A 25,445-nucleotide genomic window follows, 5' to 3' on the forward strand; every position below is an offset into this window, starting at 1 on the left:
AGCAAGGTCCATGAGGAGAGGCACTTTCGCCAAGGGCGCCGCGTCGGCCGCGGTCGTCGCGCTGGCGCTCACCGCGTGCAGCGGAGGCACGGATGAGACCGGTGAGGGCGAGGCCTCCACCGAGCCGATCACCTGGATGGCGATGCTGCACACGCCGACCACCCCCGAGCCGGACGGTGTCATCGAGACCGCCCTCGAGGAGCACACCGGCGAGAAGTTCGAGATGCAGTGGGTCCCGGACGCCTCGAAGGAGGAGAAGATGAACGCGGCCCTCGCCTCCGGCGCGCTGGCCGACATCGTCTCCCTCACCCAGGTCGACAGCTCCACGACCCGCCAGGCGATGTCGTCGGGCATGTTCTGGGACGTCGAGCCGTACCTCGCCGACTACCCGAACCTGTCGCAGATCGACCCGCAGACGCTCGAGTCCGCGCGCATCGACGGCAAGCTCTACGGCGTGCCCTTCCAGAAGGTCAAGGCGCGCTACGGCGTCATCGTCCGCCAGGACTGGCTGGACAACCTCGGCCTGGAGACCCCGCACACGATCGAGGACCTCACCGAGGTCGCGAAGGCGTTCACCACGGACGACCCGGACGGCAACGGCAAGGACGACACGACGGGCTTCATCGACCGTCTCGAGAGCTTCAAGGTCGGCTTCCGCTCCCTCGCCGGCTACTTCGGCGCCGGGCAGACCTTCCAGGTGGCCGACGACGGCCAGGTCGTGCCGGCGTTCGCCACCGACGAGTACAAGGAAGCCATGGAGTGGTACCGCTCCGTCTACGAGGCGGGCGCGGTCAACCAGGAGTTCGTGACCGTCCAGAAGCAGAACCAGCAGGACGCGATCGCCCAGGGCAAGGGCGGCATCGTCGTCACCGGCCTGTTCGAGGCGAAGAACTACATGGCCCTCGCCGAGAGCGCCGACCCGGAGACCCCGATGGCGTGGGCCCTGGTCAACGACATGACCTACGGTGACGTCGAGCGTCGCATCCTCACCGACACCAACGGTGGCATGGGCGGCTGGCTCGCCTTCCCGAAGTCCGAGGTCGAGTCCGAGGCCGACCTCCAGCGCATGCTCGGGTTCGTCGACAAGCTGATCGACGAGGAGGCGTTCGGCCTCATGACCAACGGCATCGAGGGCACGCACTACGAGACGGACGCCGACGGCGTCGTCAGCATCACCGACACCACCGCGTGGGAGCAGCAGGTCCAGCCCTACTCGTCCTCGCGCCCGTCGGAGAAGGTCGTCACCTACAAGTCGTCCGTCCCGTACGTCGACGAGGGCAACGAGCTCATGCTCGAGAACGAGGAGTACGCCGTCGTCAACCCGGCGCAGTCCCTCACGTCCGAGGCGTACAACCGCCAGTGGTCGACGATCGAGCAGAAGATCAACGACGCCTACAACCAGTACATCACCGGCGCGATCGAGATGGCCGACTACGAGGCCGCCATCGAGGAGGTCCGTGGCCAGGGTCTCGACGACATCATCGCCGAGTACACCGCCGCGTACGCCGAGGTGAACGGCTGACGGTGACCCGTCGCTGACACGGCGGGGGGTGCGTCCCCACGGGCGCACCCCCCGCACCCGGCGGCCCGGCCGCCGCGAACCCCCTGACCCCGCAGGACCTGGAGACACCCGTGCAGAACGCCACCGTCGAGATCGCCCCCGGCGACGCCGTCGAGGTCGGGACGGCCCGCTGGCAGTCCGCGATCGACGCCGCAGCCCGCGCCGGCGGCGGGACCGTCGTCGTCCCCGCCGGGACGCACCACACGGGCTCCCTGCGCCTGCGCTCGAACGTCGAGCTCCACCTCGAGGCCGGCGCCGTCCTGCGGTTCGTGCCCGACCCCGCGCTCTACCCGCCCGTCGAGGCGCGGTGGGAGGGCGCGCCGGAGACCATCCACCAGCCGTGCCTGTACGCCCGTGGCGAGACCAACGTGTCCATCACGGGCCTCGGCACCATCGACGGTCAGGGCGCCCCCTGGTGGGACACGTTCCGGAACCGTCGTGACGAGCTCGCGCACCCGCGCCCCACCCTCGTCGGCCTGCACGAGTGCGAGCGGGTCACGATCCGCGACGTCACCCTGCGCAACTCGCCGAGCTGGACGGTGCACCCGCTGCTCTGCGAGAACGTCACCATCACCAACCTCGTCATCGTCAACCCCGCCGACTCGCCCAACACCGACGGCATCGACCCCGAGTCGTGCCGCAACGTGCGGATCAGCGACTGCCACATCGACGTCGGCGACGACTGCATCGCCATCAAGGCCGGCACCGAGCGCTCCCCGGAGCGCGTGCCCTGCGAGAACATCACCATCACCAACTGCACGATGGTGCACGGGCACGGCGGCGTCGTCATGGGCAGCGAGATGTCCGGCGGGGTGCGCAACGTCGTCATCAGCAACTGCGTGTTCGAGGGCACCGACCGCGGCATCCGGTTCAAGGCCCGGCGTGGTCGCGGCGGCGTCGTCGAGGACGTCCGCGTCACCAACGTGATCATGCGCGGCGTCATGTGCCCGTTCGTGGTCAACCCCTTCTACTTCTGCGGCCCGGACGGCAAGCTGCCGCACGTCGGAGACCGCAACCCGCACCCCGTGGGCGACGACACCCCGGTGTTCCGCCGCATCCACCTCGCGCACATCACCGCGCGCGACGTGCACGCGTCCGCCGGCCACCTGTTCGGCCTGCCCGAGGCGCCGCTGACCGACCTCACCCTCGACGACGTCACCGTCTCGTTCGCCGCGGACCCCGTGCCCGGGCAGCCCGCCATGGCCGCCTGGGTCGACGACGTCACCCGGCAGGGCTTCCGCCTCGGGCACGTCGCGGACTCGTCGATCGTGCGGGTGCGCGTCGAGGGTCACGACGGTGCGGCCTTCCAGGTCGAGGACAGCCCCACGCTGCGGATCACCGACTCGACGGGCTCCGAGGCGTGAGCACGGCCGTGCGTCCCCGCCCCGCTGCGACCGCCGACGAGGCGGCGCGCCCCGTGCGCCGCACCGTCGAGGTGTGGTCCGCGGCCGTAGGCATGGCGCTCACCACCGTGCTGGCCGGCGGGTTCGCCCTCGTCGTCAACCGGACGGACGAGCAGACGTTCGCCGACGCCCTGCTGCCCGCGATGCGCGGGGCCGGGCTGGTCGCGGACACGGTCGCCCTGGAGGACGCCTTCACCGGGGCGCGCACGCTGGCCGCCTGGTTCGGCTTCACCGTCGTCGCCGTGCTGCTGCTCGGCACGATCGGCATCTTCCTCGCCCGCCGTCGCCCGCGACGCCGCAGCACCGGCTGGTGGTTCCTCGCGGCCGGGCTGGTCTGCCTGGTCGGCAGCCAGCTCGTCCTCTACCCCGTCGCCTTCCTGTTCTTCGTCAGCGCGGGGCTGTTCGCCCTGCGCAAGCCAGACCTCGGGAGTACCCCATGAGCAAGTCCACCGCCGCGCCGACGTCGTCCCGGCAGGCCAAGCAGGCCGGAGCACGCCGCCAGACCACGGGCATGCGGGTGTTCCAGGTCGTCAACGGGATCGTGCTGGTCACGTTCGCACTGATCTGCGTGCTGCCGTTCCTCAACGTGCTCGGCAGCTCCTTCGCCACCCCCGGCGAGCTCGCGACGCGGTCGTTCATCATCGTCCCGTACGAGTTCACGCTCGACGCCTACAAGTACATCCTGTCGACGTCGACGATCTTCCGGGCGATGGGCGTCTCGCTGTTCGTCACCATCGTCGGCACGTTCGTCAGCCTGCTGCTCACCGCGCTCATGGCGTACGCGCTGTCCAAGCGCTACCTGCGCGGTCGCCGCGTCATCAACTTCCTCGTGGTGTTCACGATGCTGTTCAGCGGCGGCATGATCCCCACGTTCATCGTGGTGCAGAGCCTCGGCCTCATCGACTCGCTGTGGGCGCTGATCCTGCCCGTGGCGATCAACGCGTTCAACTTCGTCATCATGCGCAGCTTCTTCCAGGCGATCCCGGACTCCCTGGAGGAGGCGGCCCGCATCGACGGCTGCTCCGACCTGGGCACGTTCTTCCGGATCGTCCTGCCGCTGTCGCTCGCGTCGATCGCCACGATCGGCCTGTTCTACGCCGTCGGCTACTGGAACACGTACCAGAACGCCATCCTGTACATCAACGACTCCACGAAGTGGCCGATCCAGGTGCTGCTGCGCCAGATCGTCATCGTCGCGTCCGGCATGAACGCCGACGCCTCCGCGGTGGACGTGGTGCCGCCCGCGCAGTCCGTGAAGATGGCCGTCATCGTCGTCGCGACCCTGCCGATGCTGCTGGTCTACCCGTTCATCCAGCGCTACTTCGTCAAGGGTGCGCTCATCGGCTCCGTCAAGGGCTGACCCCTCCCGCCGAGCGTCTCTGAAAGTGGTCCATGGAAGCCCCACGGACCACTTTCGGAGACGCTCGGCGCGGTGCTGGGGGACTACGCCGGGACGTACGTCGCGTCGACCTGCCAGCCGGCGGGGAGGCCCTCGCCGAAGCCCTGCGAGGCCACGGTGAGCAGGCCGTCGTCCGTCAGGACGAGGCGCAGCCGGACCGACGCGAGCTCGTCGCCGAGCACGGCGCAGCGCAGGTCCAGCGTCCCGGGGCCCGACCAGCCCGCGGTGACGACCGCCCGCGCGCCCTCGATGGTGGCCTGCGTCGGGGCCGTCACGTCGAACGTGAGCACCCAGCCGCCGGCGGCCGACACGGTGCCGCCGGTCGGGCCGACGTCGAGCACGACGTCCGCCGGGGCGTCCGGGACGTCGGTGGTCCAGCGGCCGACGACGGCACGCGCGTGCGCGGGGTCGTGCCGCGGGGCCGGCCAGGCCAGGTCGGACGGCGACCCGGTGCGGACGGTCTGACGCGACGACCACCACCGCGGCACCACGTCCTGCAGGAGTGCGTCGATCAGCCGCTGGTCGCCCGCCGGGCACGGCTGGGTGTCCGCCGTGACCACCACCAGCAGCCCGCGCCCCGGGTCACCCCACGCGAGCTGCCCGCCGAGCCCGAACATCAGCCAGCCGCCCTGTGCGGGAAGCCACGTCTGGAACCCGTACGCCTGCCGCAGCTCCGACCCCCACGACTGCTGACGGGTGTCCGCCTGCGAGGCGGTCATGGCCTCGACGAAGGCGGCCGGGACCAGGGAGCGGCCGTCGTGCGTGCCGCCGTCGAGCACCACCTGGGCGATGCGGCGCAGGTCGCGGGCGCTGCACACGAGCCCGGAGCCGCCCTGGCTCCAGCCGTCCGGGCCGGGCAGCACCCGCACCTCCCCGACCCCGAGGGGATCGAGCAGCCGCGGCCGCAGGAAGTCCACGAGCGAGCCACCCGTGACCCGCTCGACCAGCGCGGCGAGCACGTACGACCCGCTCGTGTCGTACGTGAAGACCGTCCCCGGGCGGTGCGTCGGCGGCACGCGGAACCACGACTCCAGCCAGGGGCCGTCGTAGCGCTTGTACGTCGTGGCGCGGTGCGGGCCGCGCATGGCGAGCAGGTCGTGGACGGTCGTCGCCGCCAGCCACGGGTGGACGGGATGCTCGCCGACCTGGTCGGGGAAGAACCGCACGACCGGGTCGTCGAGGCGGAGCAGGCCGTCGTCGGCGAGCAGACCCACGGCCAGCGCCGTCAGCGACTTCGACACCGAGTACAGGCGGTGCGGGGTGTCCAGGGTCAGGGGTGCGCACGCGGCGGACTCCACGACCTCGCCGTCCACCAGCACCTCGACGGTGTGCAGCGCGACGTCCAGGGCGCGGGCCCGCTCGGCGAGCAGGTCGGTCAGCGACGGGGGAGTCGTCATCGGGCGGTCACCGCCGCGTCGGCGCGGACCGCGTCGTCGGACGGCGGGGCGGCCGGGTCGAGCACGCCCAGGTCGCGCAGCGCCGCCACGACGATCCCGGCGACGGCACGGGCGCCGTCCGCGGACAGGTGCGTGTCGTCCCGCTCGCCGTCCGGGTAGCCGGGCCACCGCCCGGGCTCCAGCCACAGGAACGACGCCTTGCTGCCCTCGACGCCCTGCGACTGCCACAGCGCGCGGGTGGCGCGGGTCAGGTCGACGAGCGGCACCCCCTCGGTCTCGGCCAGACGGCGCACCACCTGCGGGTACGCGCCGTGCGTCGAGACCGCGCGGTCGCCGTCGAACCGGCGGCGCTCCACCGACGTCACCAGCACGGGGTGCGCGCCCCGGGCGCGGGCGCCGGCGAGCACCCGCCGCAGGTGCGCCGGGTAGGCGCGGTGGGGGTCGGCGTGGCGCTCGTCGTCCTTCGCGTCGTTGTGGCCGAACCCGACCAGGACGACGTCGCCCGGTCGCACCTGCTCCAGCGCGGCGGTGAGGTGGCCGCTCGCGATCAGGCTGGTGGTGCTCATCCCGGACACCGCGTGGTTGGCGACCTCCCGGCCGCTCAGCTCCGCGAGGACCTGCGCCCAGCCGGTCCGCGGGGCGCGGTCCGGGGTGTAGTCGCTCGCGGTGGAGTCGGAGAGCACGTGCAGGCGGCCCCGCGGCGGGGGAGCGGGCGACCAGCCGGTCAGGTGCTCGTCGGGGTCGACGCCGGCGGGCAGCGGCAGGTCGTGCTCGGCCGACGCCGCCGCACCGCCCGGTGCGAGCACCGTGCCGGACTCGCCGAACCGCGCGTCCGTGCGCCACGAGTAGCCGCCCATGTCCGCCCAGCGGTCCGCCGCGACGTGCGGCCCCACCGTGCAGTCCACGAACAGCGCCTGCCCGGCCGCCTCCGGGCGCCCGCCCGGGTGCCACGGTCGTGCCAGCCGCACCGAGCCCGGCTCGACGTCGTCGTCCGCCGTGAACCGCACGCCGCGGAACAGGAACCCGCGCGGGTTCTCCAGCACGGTGCTCGGGGCCGCGACGTACCCGGCACCGCACGAGCGGACCTCGCCGCCCTCGATCAGCGCCGTCGCCCGGCCGTACACGAAGTCGACGTCGCCCACGACCAGGCAGTCGCGCACCAGGACGTGGCTGACATGCGCGAACGACCGCGAGTCCAGCAGCAGCGTGTCCTGGCGGCCCAGCAGCCGGCAGCCCTCCACCACGATCCGCGTGCCGCGCGTGCGCAGCGCGAGGGCCTGCTGGTCCGGCACGTCGGTGCCGCGCCGCTTGTCGTACGTGTTGCGGATGGTCAGGTGGCGCAGCGTGACGTCGTCGGCGTCCACGGTGAACGTGGCGCACTCCTGGACCACCGGCATGCCCGTGGCGCCGAGGTCGCCCTGGCGCAGGTCGCTCGTCACGACCACGTCGGCGGGGTCGCCGGTGAGGGACCGGATCAGCAGGGGTGCGCGTCGCGGCGCGACGACGACCTGCTCCGGGTAGACGCCGGGATGGACGACGATCTCGGTGACGTCGGGGTCGGCCAGCGCCAGACCGAGGGTGGGGACGAGGTCGGCGTCGTCGCCGACGTGCACGGTGCGGGACATGGGTCGAGGCTAGTAAGCGGTTTCCGGTGGCGTCCAACCGGTCGGCACGTGCTGCGGTCCGGTCGGTGGTGGGTGGCCGCGCGTCGTCGCGTTCACGGGCCCCAGGGGGCCCTCCACTTCGGGACGGACGACGACGCGCGGCCACCCACCACCGTCCTTGCGGTGGCATCGCCGAGTCAGCGCACGGTGGCGCGAGTCAGCGTGGAACTCGACCAGTCAGCGCACGGTGACCCGTGACTACCAGGCGGCGTTGCGGGCCATCTCCAGCGCGATCTCCTGCCACCACTGGCCGGCGGGCGGCCCGCCGTTGCAGGACCCGTCGGACTCGCCGGGCAGCTTCACCCACAGCAGGGCGTCCAGACCGTCCGCACCGCCGACGACGCCCGGCCGTTCGCCGAGGGCCCGCCCGCGCGGGTTGCACCACTCGCCGTTGGAACCGTTGCCGTTGCGGGAGGTGTCGACGACGAACCGGGCGCCTCCCGTGAGCGCGGAGATCTGCTGGCCGTACGCCCGTTCGCCCGCGGTGGGACGGTAGTTCGACGTGTTGAGGGCGAAGCCGACGGCATGCTCGAACCCGACCTGGTTGAGGCGGTTCGCGGCCTCGGACGCGCTGAGCCAGCCGGAGTGCCCGGCGTCGATGTACACGCGGCCACCGGCCTCGGTGAGGACCCGTGCGGCGTACCTGAGATAGCCGACGCGGTCACCCTGCCCGCTGCAGTCGCCGAGCTGGGCGAGGGCGTCGGGCTCGAGGACGATGGACGGGCTGCCCTGGATCCCGTCGGCGACGGTGTCGATCCAGCGGGCGTACTCGCTCTCGGCGACCCCGCCCCCGGAGTGGCTGCCGCAGTCGCGGCCGGGGATGGCGTAGACCGCGAGGACCGGGGTCGCGCCCGCGGCGACGGCTCGGCCCGTGTAGTCGGCCACGGCGGCGCGCTCCTCCTCGGCGCTGTTCCAGTTGCCCACCCAGTACGCCTGCGGCGTCAGGGCGATCTTCTCCAGCAGGGCCTTGTCGGTGCCGCTCGCCTGCTCCCAGGCGGCGTAGCCCTGCGTGCCCGGGTCGACGTAGAACGGGCCGTCCGGTGCCGGCGTCGGGCTGGGCTCGGGGCTCGGCTCCTCGCTCGGGTCGGGGTCGGGGTCGGGGTCGGGCGTGGGCGTGGGGGACGGCGTCGGCCCCGACACGTCCCCGGTGCAGTCCACGCCGTCGAGCGCGAAGTCCGTCGGCACCGGGTTGCTGCCGCCCCAGGTGCCGATGAAACCGAAGCTCGTCGCGGCGTCGGCCCCGAGCTGCGCGTTCCATGCGACCCCCGAGGCGCGCACCGTGCTGCCGCTCTGCGTCACCGTGGCGTTCCACGCCTGGGTGACCTGCTGCCCGGACGTCGTCGTCCAGGTGAGCTCCCACGTGGGCAGGGCGTCGCCCAGGTTGGTGACCGTGACGTCACCCTGGAAGCCGCCCTGCCACTGCGACGTCACCCGGTAGTCGACGCTGCATCCCGCGGCAGCTGCCGCACTGGTCGCGGCGACCACACCGGCCGCCCCGGTGGTGCCGAGCGCGAGGGTGGCGGCGAGGGCCGTCCAGCGGGTTCGTCGTCGTACCTGCTGCATGTCGTGCTCCGATCCGAAGGGGACAGACGGAGCCACGCTAGGAGAGGGCTCGGCAGCGCCCAAGGACCTAAACGATTCGGTCGGGCCGCCGCCGCTGCGCTGGCTCGCGCGGCTGTGCGCTGACTCAGGCCCCGGTCGTGCCCCGGAGACGACGACGCGGCCGGCCCAGGTGGGCCGGCCGCGTCGCGGAGGCGAGGAACAGCCCGCGGACGGGCCGCCGCGGCTCAGACGAGGTCGCGCACCGCCGCGTACTGCTCGCGCACGACGGGCCGCGGGTCGGCGTCGAGCGTCGAGTCGACGGCGGTCGCCCAGTCCGGCGCGTCCGCCGCCGGGTCCCCGGCCGCGGCGAGCACCCACGCGGCCTGGCGCGCGGCGCCGTCGGCGACGTACTCCCCGGGCTCGGGCACGGTGATGGGCACGCCGAACACCTGCGTGGCCACCTCCTGCACGGCGGCCGACCGGGCGGCGCCCCCGATGAGCATGACCCGCTCCACCGGCACGCCCTGGGCGCGCAGCGCGTCCAGCCCGTCCGCGAGACCGCACAGCATCCCCTCGACATAGGCGCGGGCGAGGTGCTCGCGCGTGGAGTTCGCCAGCCGGATGCCGTGCAGGGTTCCGGTCGCGTCGGGGCGGTTGGGGGTCCGCTCGCCCTCCAGGTAGGGGACGAGCACCAGGCCGTCGGCGCCGGGCGGGGCAGCCTGCGCGAGACGTGCCAGCTCGACGACGTCGACGTCGAGCAGGGTGCGGGCGGCGTCGAGCACACGGGCCGCGTTGAGGGTGACGGCGAGCATGAGGGCGTTGCCGGTCGCGTCCGCGAAGCCGTTGATCGCGCCCGAGCCGTCTGCCGTCCGCGTCGGCGCGACGGCCGACACGACGCCCGACGTCCCCAGGGAGATCGCGATGTCGCCCGGCTCCATGCCGAGACCCAGCGCAGCCCCCGCGTTGTCGCCGGCACCCGGCCCGATCAGCGCGCCGCCGTCGACCTCGGCGCCCGCCACCGACGGGTGCGCCGTCCCGCCGGACTCCGCGGGACCGAGCACGCGCGGCAGCACGACGTCGTCGCGACCCAGCGCCAGACGCAGCAGGTCGCGGCGGTACTCGCCCGCGCCGTCGGCGCCCTGCGCGTCGTAGTAGCCGGTGCCCGACGCGTCCGAACGGTCCGTGACCAGCGCGTCGAGGTCAGGCCCGAGCGGCGAGGAGTCCGCCGGGCCGTAGCCGGCGATCCGCCACGTCAGCCAGTCGTGGGGGAGCGCCACCGCCGCGACCCGGGTCGCGTTCTCCGGCTCGGCGTCACGCAGCCAACGCAGCTTCGTGACCGTCAGCGACGCCACCAGCACCGAACCCGTCGCGTCGGCCCACGCCTGCGCGCCCGCCGTGCGGTCGCCGTCGCCGAGCTCGCGGATCAGGTCCTCGGCTGCCGGGGCGGACCGGGTGTCGTTCCACAGCAGGGCGTCACGGATCACGCGGCCCTCGGCGTCGAGCGCCACCAGGCCGTGCTGCTGGCCGCCGACGGCGATCGCGGCGACGTCGTCCAGGCCGCCCGCCGCGCGCGCGGCCTCGCCGAACGCCGTCCACCAGTGGTCCGGGTGGATCTCCGTGCCGTCCGGGTGCTTGGCCGCACCCGAGCGCACCAGCGCGCCCGTCGCGGCGTCACGGACGACGATCTTGCAGGACTGCGTGGACGTGTCCACGCCTGCCACGAGGGGCATCTTCGCTCCAGGAGTAGTCAGAGGGTGATGCGCCGAGATCGACCCGTGCGGACCGAGATCGACCTTCAGAAGGTCGATCTCGGTCCGCACGGGTCGATCTCGGCAGGGGGACGCCTCAGCCTGTTCTCATGATCGGCCGAGGCTGCGGTTCCGCGGCTGGCGAGTGCTCGTTGCCGGAGGTCGGGATCGTCCTGCGCTCGCAAGCTCGCTCCGGACGCTCCCTCGGCCCTCAGCCCTCACCAGCCGCTGCACCTCCGCCTCAGCCGATGAGGTGGCGGAGCGCGAGCTGGTGCAGGCGCACCAGGCCGTAGTCGCGCTCGGCGACGGCGTCGGCGTCGATGTCCACCGTCGGGTCGGCGAGGAAGGCGTCGAAGGACTCGTCGGCGCCGAGGGTCGGCTCGGCGAGCTCGACGATGCCGGCGTGCTCGAACGCGGCCTGGACCTCGGCGTCCTCGCGGTACGCCTTGGCCTTCGCGGCGAGCATGTCGTAGGTCTCCATGTTCGCCTTGGCGGACTCCCACACGCCGTCGAGGTACTCGGTGCGCGACGGCTTGTAGTCGAAGTGGCGCGGGCCCTCGTAGCGGGGGCCGCCGTTCGGGAAGCCGTTCTCCAGCAGGTCGACGGTGAAGAACGCGCTGAGCAGGTCGCCGTGGCCGAACACGAGGTCCTGGTCGTAGCGCGGGCCGTGCTGACCGTTGAGGTCGATGTGGAACAGCTTGCCGCAGTACAGCGCGAGCGCGAGGCCGTGCGTGTAGTTGAGGCCCGCCATCTGCTCGTGGCCCGTCTCCGGGTTGAGGCCCACGATGTCGCCGTTGTCGAGGGTGTTGATCAGGGCGATGGCGTGGCCGATGGTCGGCAGGAAGATGTCGCCGCGGGGCTCGTTCGGCTTCGGCTCGAGGCCGATGCGCAGGTCGTAGCCCTTGTCCTTGATGTAGGCGGCGACGGTGTCGATGCCCTCGGCGTAGCGGGCGTGCGCGGCGTGCAGGTCCTTCGAGTTGTCGTACTCGGTGCCCTCGCGGCCGCCCCACATGACGAACGTGGAGGCGCCCATCTCGGCGGCGTTGTCGACGCTGCGCAGGACCTTCTTCAGGCCGAAGCGGCGCACGTCGCGGTTGTTCGACGTGAACGCGCCGTCCTTGAAGATCGGGTGCGAGAACGTGTTGGTGGTGACCATCTCGCAGACGAGGCCGGACTCCTGGGAGGCCTTCTTGACCGCGTCGATGCCGGCCTGGCGCTCGGCCTCGGTGGCGCCGAACTCGAACACGTCGTTGTCGTGGTACGTGAAGCCCCACGCGCCGAGCTCGGCGAGCTTGTGGATGGACTCGGCGGGGTCGAGCGCCGGGCGGGTGGCGGTGCCGAACGGGTCGTTGGCGGGCCAGCCGACGGTCCACAGGCCGAACGAGTACTTGATGTCGCTCACGGGGTCTCCTCGTCGAGTCGGTGCCGGGGCGGCAGCGGCCACGGCGTTTGTTGTACGGCTGAACTATTACCCGTCGCTCGGCTAGAGTCAAGGCGTGACCGCCGAGCCGACGACGACGCCCAGCACCTCGCCCGCGCCCGCGGACACGAGCGGTGCGGCGTCGCGCCAGCACACGCTGCGCGAACGCAACCTGCGCCTCGTGGCTCGCGCCGTCTACGACGCCGCCGCCTCCGGAGCGGCCACCACCCCACCGTCGCGCGCCGACGTCGCCGCCGCCACCGGACTCACCCGCGCCACCGTCTCGACCCTCGTCGACCGGCTCGTCGCCGCCCGCCTCGTCGCCGAGCTCGCCCCCGCCCCCGCCCAGCGCGCCGGCCGCCCCGCCGTGCCCCTCGTGCCCGCGCCGCGCACCGTCGTCGGCCTGGGCCTCGAGGTGAACGTCGACTACCTCGGCGTGCGCGTCCTCGACCTCGCGGGGGACGTCGTGGCGGAGCGCGTCGAACGGGGTGCGTTCCACGACGCCGACCCGGGGCGCACCCTCGGGAGCCTCGGGGCGCTCGCCGCCGACGCCGTCGCGCGCGTCGAGGCCGAGGGGATGCGCGTCGCCGGAGCACGGCTCGCGCTGCCCGGCCTCGTCGACGCCCGCACCGGCGAGCTCGAGGTCGCCCCCAACCTCGGCTGGTCGTCGCTGGACCCCGTGCCGCACCTCGGCCTCGACCTGCCCGTCCGCGTCGCGAACGAGGCCAAGCTCGCCGCGCTCGCCGAGCTCGCCGGCGACGTCCCCGACTCCTTCCTCTACGTCTCCGGCGACGTCGGCATCGGTGCGGCGATCGTCGTCGACCGGGCGCTGTTCCTCGCCGAGCGTGGCTGGAACGGCGAGGTCGGGCACGTCGTCGTCGACCCCGCCGGGCCCCGCTGCACGTGCGGCGCCCACGGCTGCCTCGAGCAATACGCGGGCAAGGAGGCGGTGCTGCGCGCGGCGGGCCTCGCGTCCGACGCCGCGGTCGGTGACCTGGTGACCCGCCTGCAGGGCGACGACGACGTCGCGCGCGCCGCCGTCGTCCGCGCCGGGCAGGCGCTCGGGTCCGCGCTCGCCGACTTCGTCAACCTCACCGGGGTGTCCACCGTGGTCCTCGGCGGCGTCTACACCGAACTGCTGCCGTGGCTCGCCGCCGAGGTGGACGCCGGTCTCACCGAGCGGGTGCTCGCCGCTCCGTTCGCCGCGCCGGACGTCCGCGCCGCGGGCGCCGGGAAGTTCGCCGCCCTCACCGGCGGGGCCCGTGAGGTGCTGCGGGACGTCGTCGCCGACCCGGCGTCGTGGGTCTGACCGGGGGCCGGGGTCGAGCGCGCGTCGCGGTACCGGGTACCCTGGCACCGTCCGTCGGGCGCCCCGCCCGCCGGACCGGTCGGCGGCAGCACAGCGCCGGTCCCAGCGCCTGTAGCTCAGGGGATAGAGCACCGCTCTCCTAAAGCGGGTGTCGAAGGTTCGAATCCTTTCAGGCGCACAGCGTTGTGAGATGCGCGCCCGGCACGCCGCCAGGTCACGTGGGTCACCCATGCCCGTGCGCGGCGGGTCCGACCAGCCCGAGCTCGGGTGGCGCGACGAACCCTTGACGATCCAGGCGGCGCCTGCCTCGCGGCCGAGCGGGCCTGTCCACGGGGGAGCACTGTCGGTCGTCGGCGACCAAGGGTTTGTCGTGTTGCGTTTCTCCTTCGCCAGGTGCGACAAACCCTAGTTGGTCGTGTCACTATGAGATGTGGCTGAGCGCGACAAGTCTGAGGATCTCCCGAGCGGGCGACGCGGCGGGCCCGGACGCAAGACGCGCGAAGCGATCTACGCCCAGCTCGACGACACGCTCGCCGACGTGAACCGGCGACTCGGCGGACTGCCCGCGCCCGCTGAGGCGCGAGCCATCTGGGACGAGCTGTGGGTGCACGACACGCACAACAGCACGGCGATCGAGGGCAACACCTTGGTGCTCAAGGAGGTTGAGCAACTGCTGCACGACGGCCTGGCCGTCGGTAACAAGGAGCTCAAGGACTACATGGAGGTCCGCGGCTATGCCGACGCTGCCACGTGGGTCTACGGCCATGCGTTGGACCCTGTGCACGAGGTCGGCACCGAGCTGCTCACCCTCACCGAGGTCCGGCGCCTGCACCAGATGGCGATGACCCCTGTCTGGGATGTCGCGCCGCACCCCGATGCAGGCCCGAACGAAGGGCCGGGCAGCTTCCGTGAGCACGACATCCACCCGTTCCCGGGCGGCATGCAGCCGCCGTCGTGGGCGCTGGTCGAACCCAGGCTGCGCGACTGGCTCGACAGGGTGAACGCCATCCGCGAGTCCGACGTGCACGCGATGGAGGCCGCCGCCGCGATCCACGTCGGGTTCGAGCAGGTGCACCCGTTCATCGACGGCAACGGGCGCACGGGTCGACTGCTGCTGAACCTCGTGCTGTGCCGCCTCGGCTACGCCCCAGCCATCATCCAGAACCGTGAGCGGCCCAAGTATCTGCGCGCGTTGCGTCAGGCCGACGGCGGCAACTTCGGGCCGCTGGGCGAGCAGATCGCGCGGGCCGTGCTGGACAACGTGCTGCGCTTCGTGGTCCCCGCCCTGGCTGGTCCGGCGCGCCTGGTGCCGCTGGCGTCGCTGGCCTCCCAGGGCCTGACCGTGGTGGCTCTGCGCGCGGCAGTGCAGCGTGGACGACTCAAGGCCCAGCGGACCGAGAGCGGTCAGTGGCTCTCGAGCAGGGCGTGGGTCGACGAGTACCTCGCCTCGAAGCACAAGCGCGGCGTCTGACGCTCGTCTTGTCGTGTTGCGATCTGCCGAGAGCCAGTACGACAAAGCTGCGTCGACCGAACCGTCCTGACGGTGGCGAGCGAACGACACCGTGACAGCGCCACCGTGCCACCTGGCACCACCTTGTGTTGCGGGAGTACGCTCGGCAAAAGTTCGGACGTGCGAAAATAGAGGTTCGGGGTGCGACACACATCCGGTGCGCGACGGCGCGCGACAGGTCTGCTCGGCACGGCCGCCGCGGGGGCGCTGCTCCTGGCGGCCTGCGCCGGCCCGGAGGCGCCGGGCGGCGACGACGACCGCCCCGTCGTCCTGACCACGTTCACCGTGCTGGCGGACGTCGCCGAGAACGTCGCCGGCGAGCACCTGCGCGTCGAGTCGATCACCAAGGCGGGCGCGGAGATCCACGGCTACGAACCCACGCCGCGCGACATCGCCAAGGCGACGGACGCCGACCTCATCCTCGACAACGGGCTGGGGCTGGAGGCGTGGTTCGCGCAGTTCGTCGAGTCGGTCGACGTGCCGCACGTCGTCGTCTCCGAGGGGGTGGAGGTCGTCGACATCACCGAGGACGCCTACGCCGGCAAGCCGAACCCGCACGCCTGGATGAGCCCGCTGAACGTCCAGGTGTACGTCGACACGATGGTCGACGCGTTCAGCGAGCTCGACCCTGCGCACGCCGCGGACTTCGCCGCCAACGGCGAGGCGTACCGCGCCGAGCTCCAGGACGTCCACGACGACCTCGTCGCGGCGGTCGAGACCCTCCCGGACAACGAGCGCGCCCTGGTGACGTGCGAGGGCGCGTTCTCCTACCTGGCCCGCGACGTCGGGCTCACCGAGCACTACCTGTGGGCGGTCAACGCCGAGCAGCAGGCGACGCCGCAGCAGATCGCCGCCGTCATCGAGGCGGTCGAGGCGGACGAGGTCCCGGCCGTGTTCTGCGAGTCGACGGTCTCCGACAGCGCCATGCAGCAGGTGGTGGAGGCCACGGGGGCGCGGTTCGGTGGCACGCTCTACGTCGACTCGCTGTCCGCGGCCGACGGTCCCGTGCCCACCTACCTCGACCTCGTGCGGTACGACGCCGCGACGATCGTCGCGGGCCTGACCGGGGCGGACGCATGAGCGCCGGCATCGAGGTGACGGACGTCGCGGTCCGCTACCGCGACGTCGTGGCCCTCGACGGCGTGACGCTCACGGTCCCCGCGGGGCGGGTGACCGGGCTCGTCGGCATGAACGGTTCCGGCAAGTCGACGCTGTTCAAGGCGATCACCGGCGTCGTGCGTCCCGAGCGGGGGACGGTGCGGGTCGACGGCGTCGACCCGGCGACCGCCCGGCGGCGCGGCGTCGTCGGCTACGTGCCGCAGAGCGAGGACGTCGACTGGTCGTTCCCGCTGTCGGTGCACGACGTCGTCATGACGGGCCGGTACGGGCACCAGGGGTTCACGCGGCGTGCCCGCCCGGCCGACCGTGCCGCCGTCGACGAGGCCCTCGACCGGGTGGGCCTCGGCGCGTACGCCGGGCGGCAGATCGGGCAGCTGTCCGGGGGGCAGAAGAAGCGGGCGTTCGTCGCCCGCGGGATCGCGCAGGACGCGCGCGTGCTGCTGCTCGACGAGCCCTTCGCCGGCGTCGACAAGCGGTCCGAGGCGACGATCGTCGGCCTGCTGCGCGAGCTCGCCGCCGACGGGCGCACCGTGCTCGTGTCCACCCACGACCTGCACGCCCTGCCGGACCTCGCCGACGAGGCGGTGCTGCTGCTGCACCGGGTGCTGTTCCACGGGCCGGTCGCCGACGCGCTCGTGCCGCACCGCCTCGCGGCGGCGTTCGGCCTCGACCTCGGTCCGGTCGGTGGCCCGACGACGGGGGCGGCGTCGTGAGCCCCCTCGACCTGCTGCTCGAACCGCTGCAGTACGACTTCATGGTGCGGGCGCTGGTGACCACCGTCGTCGCGGCGGTGGTGTGCGCGCTGCTGTCGTGCTGGCTGGTGCTGATCGGCTGGTCGCTCATGGGGGACGCCGTGTCGCACGCGGTGCTGCCGGGCGTGGTGCTCGCGTACGTCGTCGGCGCGCCGTTCGCGCTGGGGGCGCTGCTGTTCGGGTTCCTGGCCGTCGCGCTCATCGGTGCCATCCGGGACACGAGCCGGGTCAAGGAGGACGCCGCGATCGGCATCGTGTTCACCACGCTGTTCGCGGCGGGGCTGGTGCTGGTGTCGGTGACGCCCAGCCAGACGGACCTGGGCCACATCATCTTCGGCAACGTGCTGGGGGTCTCGACGCAGGACCTGGTGCAGGTGTCGGTGCTGGCCGCGGTGGCGCTGGCCGTGCTCGTCCTCAAACGGCGCGACCTCACCCTCTACGCCTTCGACCCGCTGCACGCGTTCGCGATCGGTCTGTCCCCGCGGTTCCTCGGCGCGCTGCTGCTCGGCCTGCTGGCGCTGACGTCGGTGGTGGCGCTGCAGGTCGTGGGCGTCGTCCTCGTCGTGGCAATGCTCATCATCCCCGGCGCGACGGCGTACCTGCTGACGGACCGGTTCGGGCGGATGCTGGTCGTCGCGCCCGTCGTGTCGGCGGCGTGCTCGGTGGTGGGGATCTACCTGTCGTACTGGCTGGACGCCGCGACCGGCGGTCTGGTGGTCGTGGTGCAGGGCGTCGTCTTCGGCCTCGTGTATCTGCTCGCGCCCCGGCACGGGCTCGTCGGACGGCTGCGCCGGCCCCCTCGACCGACGCCGGTCGAGGCCGAGCCGGCGCGGTGACGGGTCAGTCGGCCTCGGCGTGCGCGATGTGGTCGAGCTGGCGCCACACCAGCGCGAGGGTGAGGCCGGCCCCCGCGAACGCGAACCAGAACGGCGCCGTGACGCCCCAGAGCTCGGCGAGGAGGCCGCCGAGGGCGTTGCCCACGACGATCCCGCCGAACACGCCCACCATGTAGACGGACCCGACGCGTCCCTGCAGCTCGGTCGGCACGGCCCGCTGCCGCACCGTCTTCGACACGGTGCCCCACACGAACCCGTACAGGCCGAACACGAACATCAGTGCCATCGCCACCCAGCCGGTCGTGGTCAGCGCGAGGCCCAGGTGGAACAGGACCTCCAGCGTCAGGGACACCTTCATGAGGAGGGCCAGCGAGTACCGGCGTTCGAGCCGACCGTAGAGGACCGTCGCGACGAGCCCGCCGACGCCGGCCGCCGTCGTGAGCAGGCCGTAGCCCACCGGCCCCATGCCGAGGTGGTCGGTGGAGTACAGGACGAGCACGGCCCACGGCGCGGCCCACGTCAGGTTGAACGTGAAGATGACCAGGGCGAGGGTGCGCACGGGCGGGTTCCGCCAGAGCCAGCGCAGGCCGTCGGCGATGTCCCGTCGCACGTGCGTGGGCAGCTCGTCCCGCTCGACGGGAGGCAGCTGCAGGCGGCTGATCTGGACGACGGCGAGCACGCCGCACACGAGCTGCACGGCGAACGGCCAGGCCGACCCGACGGCGAACAGGGCCGCGCCGATCGGCGGGCCCGCGAGCTGGTTGGCGGTGAGGAACCCGGCCTGGAGGCGGGCGTTGCCCAGCCCGAGGTCGCGCCGGGCGACGAGCATCGGCAGGAGCGTCTGCGCGGCCGAGTCCGCGAAGACCTCCGCGACCCCCATCAGCAGCAGCGCCACCAGCACCACCGTGATGTCGACCCACCCGGTGGTGATCGCCGCGACCAGCACCGCGACGACGACGGCGCGCAGCGCGTTCGACCACATGACGAGCCGACGACGGTCCCACCGGTCGGCCATCGCCCCTGCCCAGAGACCGAAGACGAGCCACGGCAGCCGGGGGAGCAGGGCCGCGAGCGCGACCAGTGCGGCGGAGTCCGTCAGCGAGGCGACGAGGAGCGGACCCGCCGCCAGCGCGATGCCGTCCCCGACGTTGCTCGTCCAGCTCGACGCGAGCAGGTGGCGGAAGTCGCGCCCGAGGCGTGCCGGGGCGATCTTCTCCAGGAGGGTGCGCACCGGGAGAGGGTAGGTCATCGCCCGGAGCATCGAAGCGGATATGTGCGGGGACCTGCGACGATGCGCTCGAAGCACATCGCCGCGAACTGTTGACGTGGTCCACGGCACCCGGCAGACTTCCGCATGGCAGCGCGCATCGCCCGCCCCCTGCGCGATGCGCGCTGTCCCCACTCCCCGGTTGTCGCGAGCGCCGCCGCCCGCGACTGCCCCAGGATCGTCCGGCATCGGCGTGCCCCGCCCGGACCGGCCCCGCCCGCGGTCTACCGTGCCAACGTGAGAGTGCTGCGCCGATCCTCCGCCGCTGCCGCCGTCCCCGAGACGCCGGCCGAACCACCGGCCGTCCCCGACGGCCCCGAGCAGGCCGCCCCGGACGGCCAGGCTCGCGACGCCGCGCACCCCGCACCTGAGCGCCCCGCCGAGCCCGCGCCTGCTCCCACCCCGCTCGCCGACGCGATCCGCACGTGGCGCTCCGGGCTCGTCGACATGGTCGGCGGCTCCAGCCTCGCCGACGTCGGGCTCCTCGGGGAGGCCGTCGTCGACCTCTCCACCGCCCACCCGTCCGGCGTCGCCGGGCTGTTCGCCGGGCGCGCCACCCGCCTGTCCAACCTCGTGCGCGAGCCGGCCGTCTTCCCGACCGCCCGCCGTCGCGCCCGCACCGTCGTCGTCCGGGCCGCCGAGCACGCCGCCCGCTACGGCATCTCGCCCACCTACCTCGCCATCGGCGTCGCCACCTGGACCGAGCACCTCGACGCGGCCGGCGAACCCGCCACCGACCGCCGCCACGACCTCACCGCGCTCGCCGAGGTCGCCTCCTCCGCGACCACCGCCAGCGCCGCCTCCGCGGCCTCCGCCCCGGCGGCCAGCGCGACGTCGGCCACCGCCCACAGCGCCGCCTCCCCGGCGGACCCGGTCGGCACCGGGCAGCCCGAGAGCGACGCCCCCGCGGTCACGACGTCCATCCCGATCGTCAGCGTCGCCCGCCAGGAGACCCGCGCGCGCCGCACCGCACCGCCCACCGACGACGAGGTCGTCGGCACCCGCACCATCCACGCCCCGATCCTGCTGCGCCCCGTCACCCTCACGCCGCGCGGCGAGGGGGAGACCGACTACGAGCTCACCCTGGAGCCCACCGCCGAGCTCAACCCGCTGCTCGTGCGGGCCCTGCGCGCCCGCGGCGCCGACCTCGACGCGACGGCGCTCGCGGACGCCACCTTCACGGCGGCCGGCTTCGACCCGGACGACGTGCTGCACCGGGTCGCGCAGATCGCCCGCCAGCACCTCGACGACCTCCGCACCGACCAGCGGGTGCTCGTCGGGACGTTCGTGCACCCCGGGCAGGCCCTCGTCGACGACCTCGACGAGCTGACGCCGTCACTGGGACGGCACGAGCTGGTCGCCGCGCTCGCGGGCGTGGACGCCTCGCTGGCGAAGGTGGCCGCCGCCGAGCTGCCCGCGCCGCGGCGGGGGGACGCCGACCCGGCGCGCGAGCGCGGCGTCGGCGACCTCGACCCGGACCAGCGGCACGTCGTCGACGTCCTCGCGGGCGGCCAGCACGTGTTCGTCGACGCCCCCGTCGGGGCGGACGTCGCGGGGACGGTCGCTGCGGTGGTCGCGGAGGCCGCGGCGGCGGGCCGGTCGGTCCTGTACGTGACGGGTCACCGGCGCGCGGCGGACAAGCTGGCGCAGCGGCTGGACGAGCTCGGCCTGGAGGGGCTGTCGCTCGACGTGACGCCCCGGCCGACCTGGCGCGAGGACATGACGGGCCGGCTCCTCGGCGCGATGGCGACGGAGCCGGAGACGCTGGACGTCGCGGGACCGGCCGCGGTGCGCGACGCCCTCATCGGGGCGCGCGCCCAGCTCGCCGGCTACATCGACGCCCTGCACCTGCGGCGGGCCCCGTGGGGCGTGTCCGCCTACGACGCGCTCCAGGAGCTGGCGCGGCTCACGTCGGAGCGGCCGGCGCCGGCGACGACGGTCCGGCTGACGTCCGAGGTGACGCTCGCCCTGGACGGCGACCGGCGCCGGACGCTCGCCGCCGACCTGGAGCGCGCCGCCACGCTGGGCGCCTTCACGCTGCGGCCGAGCGCGACCCCCTGGTTCGGCGCGCACCTGCTGACGATGGACGAGGCGCGCGACGCCCTCGCCCGCGTCCGGCGCCTCAAGGAGGCGACGCTCCCGCAGCTGCGCCGGCAGATCGCGTACACCGGCGAGGTGACGGGCCTCGAGGCGCCGACGACGATGCGCCGGTGGGGCGAGCAGCTCACCATGCTCGCCGGGATGCGCAGCACGCTCGACGTGTTCCACCCGATGGTGTTCGAGCGGACGGCGACCGACCTCGTCCAGGCGACGGCGTCGCGCGCCTGGCGCCGGGAGCACGACGTCGAGATGGGCTGGTTCACGCGACGTCGGCTGCGCAAGCGGGCGAAGGACATGGTGCGTCCCGGGGTGCGCGTGCCCGACCTCCACGCGGCGCTCACCGACGTGTCCGCGCAGCGCGACGTGTGGGCCGAGCACTCCTCGCGCGGCGGCTGGCCGACCCTGCCCGAGGGGCTGGCGACCATCGAGGACACCTTCGAGGCGGTCCGCCACGACCTCGACGGCCTGGAGCCCGTGCTCGCCCCGACCACGCACGGCGCCCGGCTGCTCGACCTCGACCTCGACGCGCTGTCCGAGCGGCTGCACCAGCTCGCGGGCGACCCGGAGTCGCTGGAGACCCTGCCCGAGCGGACGGCGCTGCTGCGTCGCGCCCGGGACGCGGGCGTCGGCGCCCTCGTCGACGACCTCACCACGCGACGGGTCGCCGCCGAGCTGGTCGCCGCCGAGCTGGACCTCGCCTGGTGGTCGAGCGTGTTCGAGCAGATCCTCGCCGAGCAGCCGGTGCTCGCCGAGCAGGACGGCGCGGGCCTCGACGCCCTCGCCCGACGGTTCCGCGCCCTGGACGCCCGGCACCTGGAGTCCCTGTCCGCGCCGGTCCGCGTCGCGGCGCGCGCCCACCTGGGCACCGCGATGCGGGAGGACCGCGAGGGCGCCGAGGCGATGTTCGCCGAGCTCATCGAGGGCCGCATGACGTCGCTGCGCGACCTCCTCGAGTCCTACGGGGACGTCGCCCGGCGGCTGCGGCCCGTCGTCCTGGCCACCCCGACCCTGGTGCCGCACCTGCTGCCTGCGCACCGCACCGTCGACCTCGTCGTCCTCGACGCCGTGCAGCACGTGCCCACCGAGGTCGTGCTCCCCGCCATCGCGCGCGGCCGCCAGGTCGTCGTCGTCGGCGACCCGCGAGCAGCGTCCGGGAGCAGCGTCGTCGAGCTCGCCGACGTCCTCCCGCGCGTCGCGCTCCAGCCGCGGGAGAACAACCGCGACCCCGAGCTGACCCGGCTGCTGGCCCGGCACGGCTACGACGGCCTGCTGCGCCCCGCGCCCGTGCCGCGCTCCGAGGTGCTCGTGCAGCTCGACGTCGTCGACGGCAGCGGCATGCCCGACCCGGTGTCCGGCGCCGTGGAGAGCACCCGCGCCGAGGTGGAGCGCGTCATCGAGGTGTCGATCGAGCACGCCCTGACCCGCCCCGAGGAGACCCTCGGCATCGTCACCGTCACCGCCGCGCACGCAGACCGCATCCGCGAGGCGCTGCTCGCCGAGGTGCGCGCCAACCCGGCCCTCGCGCCTTTCTTCTCCGGACGCCGCGCCGAACCGGTCGTCGTCGCCGACATCACCGGCGTGGCCGGGCTCCAGCGCGACACGATCCTGCTGTCCGTCGGGTTCGGTCGCACGCCCCACGGACGCGTGCTGCACCGCTTCGGCGTGCTCGGCTCCGACGGCGGCGAGGCCATGCTGCTCGGCGCCGTCGGCGCCACCCGGCGCCGCCTGCACGTCGTGTCCTGCTTCGACGCGCAGGCCCTCGACGTCGACCGCCTGCGCGGCGGCGGCCCCCGCCTGCTGCGCGAGCTCCTCGAGCTCGCCGAGCAGCGGTCCGGCCGTGCCGACCAGGTCGAGCTCGGCAACGGCGTCGACGTCGGCCGGGTGCCCGACCGGCTCGTCACCGACCTCGGCGAACGCCTGTGGAAGCTCGGCTACCTCGTCGAGACCGACTACGGCACCGGCGACGGGGACCACGTGCCCCTCGTCGTCGGGCACCCCGACCTGCCCGGCGAGATGCTCGTGGCGGTGCTCACCGACGACGCCGCCTACGTCGCCGAACCATCGGTGCGGGTCCGCGACCGCCAGCTCGCCCAACGGCTCGAACGCCTCGGCTGGACCGTCACCCAGGTGTGGTCCGCCGCCGTGTTCCTCGACCCCGACGGCGAGGCCGACCGTGTGCGCCGCCTCGTCCAGCAGGTCCGCGACGAGCGCGTCGGCACCACCGGCGGCGTCCCCGTCCCGCCGGAGGTCGTCGTGCCCGTCCTGCCCGACGAGGGCGAGCTGGACCCCATGCCCGACGCGTCGGCCGGGACGCCCCCCGACCCCGCCGCCGACTGACCCTCGTCCCGCCGCGAGGTAGTACCGCAGGTCGTGAGGTCGTACCCCCGGGGTACGACCTCACGACCTGCGGTACTACCTCGGCATCGTCGGCCGGTGCGGGGGGTGAGGGACAATGGGGCGGTGAGCGAGCAGCAGGACCGGGAGCCCGTGCAGACGCCTGCCGGCACCGAGCCGGAGAACACGGCGGCGCGGCGCAGGCGTGGCTCGCGGCGTGTCGTGCGGCGGGGGACCGAGGCGCAGACCGTCTGGGGCGTCACGCCCGACGAGGCCGGCGGGCACGGGTCCAACGACGACCGACTGCAGCAGGACGTGCCGCCGCACTGGTGAGGTCCGGCTGGTGGTTCGGCGTGTGGTGGTTCGGCGCGTGGAGGTCCGGCGCGCGGTCGCGCTCACGGTCGCTGCGCGACCTGCGCTTCCCGTTCGACGACCGCGCGCCGGACCTCCACGCGCCGAACCGTGTCACGTGACGTCGCGCGACGAGTCGTGGTGACGAGGGTCAGGCGCGGCGGTTCTGCTCGGCGAGCAGGTCGCGGATCTCGGCGAGCAGCACGACGTTCGGCTCGGGCACCGGGGCGGGCTCCGGCTCCTTGCCGCGGGCGCGACGCTCGGCGAGCTTGTTCATCGGGAACACGATGCAGAAGTACAGGGCCGCCGCCACGAGGAGGAAGTTCAGGACGGCGTCCAGGAACAGGCCGATGCTGAAATCAGCCCCGTTGATCTTGAAAGCCCAGACCTTCGTGAGGTCCGGCTCGCCGAAGATGGCGGCGATCAGTGGGAAGAGAATCCCCTCGGTCAGGGCGCTCACCACCGTAGCGAAGGCCGCGCCGATGACGACGGCGACGGCGAGGTCGATGACGTTGCCGCGCATGATGAACGTCTTGAACCCGTCGAGCATGTTTCTCACGGTGGTGCTCCTCCTCCCGGGCCGGGCGGCCCTGCCGGGGCTGTCCCGGCGGCACCGATTCTTCGGGGCGTGCGCAGGGGATGCAACAGCGTCCCGGTCAGGGGACGAGCACGGCGACGACGGCTCCCCAGCCGGACGCGCCCGAGACGGCGGCCGCCTCGTCCGGGTCGACGGCGACCAGCGTGACGTGCTCGCCGCCGTCGGCCGCGACGCCGCCCAGCAGCCCGCCGGCGGCCTCCGCACCGGCCACGGGTCCGGGGAGCACGAGGGCGCGCCGGGCGAGGGTGCGGCCGCGGTCGTCCGCGGCGAGGAGGTCGACGCGGTCGCCGGGGGCGAGCCACGAGGACTCCACGAGGCCCACGGCGACGACGACGGTGCCACGGGGCGCCTGGCCGCCGAGCCCGCCGCCGGTGACGAGGTCGGGGTGCAGCGGCGTCCCGGCGGGCAGCCGCACGGGGGAGGACCGTCCGACGACGTCGGCGGTGTCGGTCGTCAGGGTGTGCGCGAGCCGGGCGTCGACGACGACGGTGGTCAGGTCCGCGGCGCGCAGCTCGGTCCCGGCGGGGACGGCACGGCGGGTGACGACGACGTCGGCGGTCGGCGGGGGCGGCGGCCGCAACGCCTGCACGGCGGTGGTGGCGGCGAGGCCGCAGCACAGCGCGGCGACGACGAAGCGGCCGCGCCAGGCCAGCAGGTGCAGGCGGCGGAGCAGGCGCTCGCGGGTGGGTCGGGACATGCGGGCACGTTAGGACGGCGCGCGGGCACGCCCGGTGCGCTCGAGCGCCACCGGGGGACGGCGTCGGGCTGTGGACGGCCCGACGCCCCGGAATCAGGACGCGGCGGCCTTCGAGGAACCCGACGAGCCGGAGGAACCGCCGGTCGACGACCCCCCGGACGTGGAACCGCCGGATGACGAGGCGTCCGACGACCCGGACTTCGAGCCCGACGACCCGACCGTCGACGACGACCCGGAACGGGAGTCGGTGCGGTAGAAGCCGGAACCCTTGAACGTCACGCCGACCGAGCCGAACTGCTTGCGCAGGCGGCCCGCGCACTCCGGGCAGACGGTGAGCGCGTCGTCGGTGAACGCCTGATGGATGTCGAAGGCGTGGCCGCAGTCGGCGCACCGGTAGGCGTAGGTGGGCACGGGAATCTCTCCTCGAAGGGCTGGCAC

Annotated in this window: 20 protein-coding genes and 1 tRNA gene; 12 read left to right on the forward strand and 9 right to left on the reverse strand. The window is 73.6% G+C overall.

Annotated elements, in window-relative coordinates; genetic code table 11:
* Positions 1-10: 10 nt before the first annotated feature.
* The 4 genes from I598_RS15520 to I598_RS15535 all read left to right on the forward strand — a co-directional run bounded on the left by I598_RS15520 (position 11) and on the right by I598_RS15535 (position 4,324).
* On the forward strand, positions 11-1,522 hold the full coding sequence (locus tag I598_RS15520; RefSeq protein WP_068203951.1) for an extracellular solute-binding protein: 1,512 nt from the start codon (positions 11-13) through the stop codon (positions 1,520-1,522).
* A 110-nt stretch (positions 1,523-1,632) separates the two neighbouring features.
* On the forward strand, positions 1,633-2,925 hold the full coding sequence (locus tag I598_RS15525; protein ID WP_068203953.1) for a glycoside hydrolase family 28 protein: 1,293 nt from the start codon (positions 1,633-1,635) through the stop codon (positions 2,923-2,925).
* On the forward strand, positions 2,922-3,404 hold the full coding sequence (locus I598_RS15530; RefSeq protein ID WP_068203955.1) for a hypothetical protein: 483 nt from the start codon (positions 2,922-2,924) through the stop codon (positions 3,402-3,404). Before I598_RS15525 ends, I598_RS15530 begins: the two co-directional genes overlap by 4 nt.
* Complete coding sequence (locus I598_RS15535) at positions 3,401-4,324, forward strand: carbohydrate ABC transporter permease (protein ID WP_068203957.1); 924 nt, start codon at positions 3,401-3,403, stop codon at positions 4,322-4,324. Before I598_RS15530 ends, I598_RS15535 begins: the two co-directional genes overlap by 4 nt.
* A gap of 83 nt (positions 4,325-4,407) precedes the next feature.
* Here the strand turns inward: I598_RS15535 and I598_RS15540 are convergent, their stop codons facing one another.
* From I598_RS15540 to xylA, 5 genes are all read right to left on the reverse strand, one after another.
* Positions 4,408-5,760, reverse strand: a complete 1,353-nt coding sequence (locus tag I598_RS15540; RefSeq protein WP_068203958.1) for a serine hydrolase domain-containing protein — start codon at positions 5,758-5,760, stop codon at positions 4,408-4,410.
* Positions 5,757-7,385 carry a pectinesterase family protein gene (locus I598_RS15545; RefSeq protein WP_068203959.1) on the reverse strand — a complete coding sequence of 543 codons (1,629 nt, stop codon included), beginning with the start codon at positions 7,383-7,385 and terminating at the stop codon, positions 5,757-5,759. The genes I598_RS15540 and I598_RS15545 overlap by 4 nt, the downstream gene beginning before the upstream one ends.
* A 237-nt stretch (positions 7,386-7,622) precedes the next feature.
* A complete protein-coding gene (locus I598_RS15550) occupies positions 7,623-8,987 on the reverse strand; it encodes a glycoside hydrolase family 6 protein (protein WP_068203961.1) in 1,365 nt (454 codons plus the stop codon).
* 224 nt (positions 8,988-9,211) lie between these two features.
* The gene (xylB, locus tag I598_RS15555; RefSeq protein ID WP_068203963.1) at positions 9,212-10,696 is read right to left on the reverse strand and encodes a xylulokinase; all 1,485 of its coding nucleotides are present in this window, start codon (positions 10,694-10,696) and stop codon (positions 9,212-9,214) included.
* A gap of 259 nt (positions 10,697-10,955) precedes the next feature.
* Positions 10,956-12,116, reverse strand: a complete 1,161-nt coding sequence (gene xylA / locus I598_RS15560) for a xylose isomerase (protein ID WP_068203965.1) — start codon at positions 12,114-12,116, stop codon at positions 10,956-10,958.
* 94 nt (positions 12,117-12,210) lie between these two features.
* Here xylA and I598_RS15565 point away from each other — a divergent pair, with 94 nt between their 5' ends.
* From I598_RS15565 to I598_RS15595, 6 genes are all read left to right on the forward strand, one after another.
* Positions 12,211-13,443, forward strand: coding sequence for an ROK family transcriptional regulator (locus tag I598_RS15565; protein WP_068203966.1), 1,233 nt, complete (start codon positions 12,211-12,213; stop codon positions 13,441-13,443).
* A gap of 105 nt (positions 13,444-13,548) precedes the next feature.
* A tRNA-Arg gene (locus I598_RS15570) sits at positions 13,549-13,621 on the forward strand.
* 252 nt (positions 13,622-13,873) lie between these two features.
* Complete coding sequence (locus I598_RS15580; protein WP_198155706.1) at positions 13,874-14,914, forward strand: Fic family protein; 1,041 nt, start codon at positions 13,874-13,876, stop codon at positions 14,912-14,914.
* A gap of 180 nt (positions 14,915-15,094) precedes the next feature.
* Positions 15,095-16,033: a metal ABC transporter substrate-binding protein gene (locus tag I598_RS15585; protein WP_083973395.1), complete on the forward strand. Its 939-nt coding sequence runs from the start codon at positions 15,095-15,097 to the stop codon at positions 16,031-16,033.
* Positions 16,030-16,785, forward strand: coding sequence for a metal ABC transporter ATP-binding protein (locus I598_RS15590; RefSeq protein WP_068203970.1), 756 nt, complete (start codon positions 16,030-16,032; stop codon positions 16,783-16,785). The genes I598_RS15585 and I598_RS15590 overlap by 4 nt, the downstream gene beginning before the upstream one ends.
* On the forward strand, positions 16,782-17,660 hold the full coding sequence (locus I598_RS15595) for a metal ABC transporter permease (protein WP_068203971.1): 879 nt from the start codon (positions 16,782-16,784) through the stop codon (positions 17,658-17,660). Before I598_RS15590 ends, I598_RS15595 begins: the two co-directional genes overlap by 4 nt.
* A 4-nt stretch (positions 17,661-17,664) precedes the next feature.
* Here I598_RS15595 and I598_RS15600 read toward each other — a convergent pair whose 3' ends face one another.
* The gene (locus I598_RS15600; RefSeq protein WP_068205356.1) at positions 17,665-18,909 is read right to left on the reverse strand and encodes an MFS transporter; all 1,245 of its coding nucleotides are present in this window, start codon (positions 18,907-18,909) and stop codon (positions 17,665-17,667) included.
* Positions 18,910-19,164: 255 nt separating this feature from the next.
* On the opposite strand from I598_RS15600, the gene I598_RS15605 reads away from it, so the two are divergent.
* Positions 19,165-23,364 (forward strand): hypothetical protein, encoded by a 4,200-nt coding sequence (locus tag I598_RS15605; protein WP_232314190.1) that lies wholly within the window; start codon positions 19,165-19,167, stop codon positions 23,362-23,364.
* A gap of 123 nt (positions 23,365-23,487) precedes the next feature.
* Positions 23,488-23,694, forward strand: coding sequence for a hypothetical protein (locus I598_RS15610; RefSeq protein WP_068203974.1), 207 nt, complete (start codon positions 23,488-23,490; stop codon positions 23,692-23,694).
* Positions 23,695-23,863: 169 nt separating this feature from the next.
* Here the strand turns inward: I598_RS15610 and mscL are convergent, their stop codons facing one another.
* From mscL to I598_RS15625, 3 genes are all read right to left on the reverse strand, one after another.
* Positions 23,864-24,262 (reverse strand): large conductance mechanosensitive channel protein MscL, encoded by a 399-nt coding sequence (gene mscL, locus I598_RS15615; protein ID WP_068203976.1) that lies wholly within the window; start codon positions 24,260-24,262, stop codon positions 23,864-23,866.
* A gap of 106 nt (positions 24,263-24,368) precedes the next feature.
* Positions 24,369-25,007, reverse strand: a complete 639-nt coding sequence (locus I598_RS15620; RefSeq protein ID WP_068203977.1) for an SAF domain-containing protein — start codon at positions 25,005-25,007, stop codon at positions 24,369-24,371.
* 93 nt (positions 25,008-25,100) lie between these two features.
* On the reverse strand, positions 25,101-25,418 hold the full coding sequence (locus tag I598_RS15625; RefSeq protein ID WP_068203979.1) for an FmdB family zinc ribbon protein: 318 nt from the start codon (positions 25,416-25,418) through the stop codon (positions 25,101-25,103).
* Positions 25,419-25,445: the final 27 nt, after the last annotated feature.

Source organism: Isoptericola dokdonensis DS-3 (assembly GCF_001636295.1).
Taxonomy (GTDB): domain Bacteria; phylum Actinomycetota; class Actinomycetes; order Actinomycetales; family Cellulomonadaceae; genus Isoptericola; species Isoptericola dokdonensis.

Bases quoted from the DNA above. Each gene is read 5' to 3' on its own strand.
- I598_RS15600 (WP_068205356.1), bottom strand. From the start codon at position 18,909: ATGACCTACCCTCTCCCGGTGCGCACCCTCCTGGAGAAGATCGCCCCG.
- I598_RS15590 (WP_068203970.1), top strand. From the start codon at position 16,030: ATGAGCGCCGGCATCGAGGTGACGGACGTCGCGGTCCGCTACCGCGAC.
- I598_RS15535 (WP_068203957.1), top strand. From the start codon at position 3,401: ATGAGCAAGTCCACCGCCGCGCCGACGTCGTCCCGGCAGGCCAAGCAG.
- xylB (WP_068203963.1), bottom strand. From the start codon at position 10,696: ATGCCCCTCGTGGCAGGCGTGGACACGTCCACGCAGTCCTGCAAGATC.
- I598_RS15550 (WP_068203961.1), bottom strand. From the start codon at position 8,987: ATGCAGCAGGTACGACGACGAACCCGCTGGACGGCCCTCGCCGCCACC.
- mscL (WP_068203976.1), bottom strand. From the start codon at position 24,262: ATGCTCGACGGGTTCAAGACGTTCATCATGCGCGGCAACGTCATCGAC.
- I598_RS15540 (WP_068203958.1), bottom strand. From the start codon at position 5,760: ATGACGACTCCCCCGTCGCTGACCGACCTGCTCGCCGAGCGGGCCCGC.
- I598_RS15520 (WP_068203951.1), top strand. From the start codon at position 11: ATGAGGAGAGGCACTTTCGCCAAGGGCGCCGCGTCGGCCGCGGTCGTC.
- I598_RS15545 (WP_068203959.1), bottom strand. From the start codon at position 7,385: ATGTCCCGCACCGTGCACGTCGGCGACGACGCCGACCTCGTCCCCACC.
- I598_RS15620 (WP_068203977.1), bottom strand. From the start codon at position 25,007: ATGTCCCGACCCACCCGCGAGCGCCTGCTCCGCCGCCTGCACCTGCTG.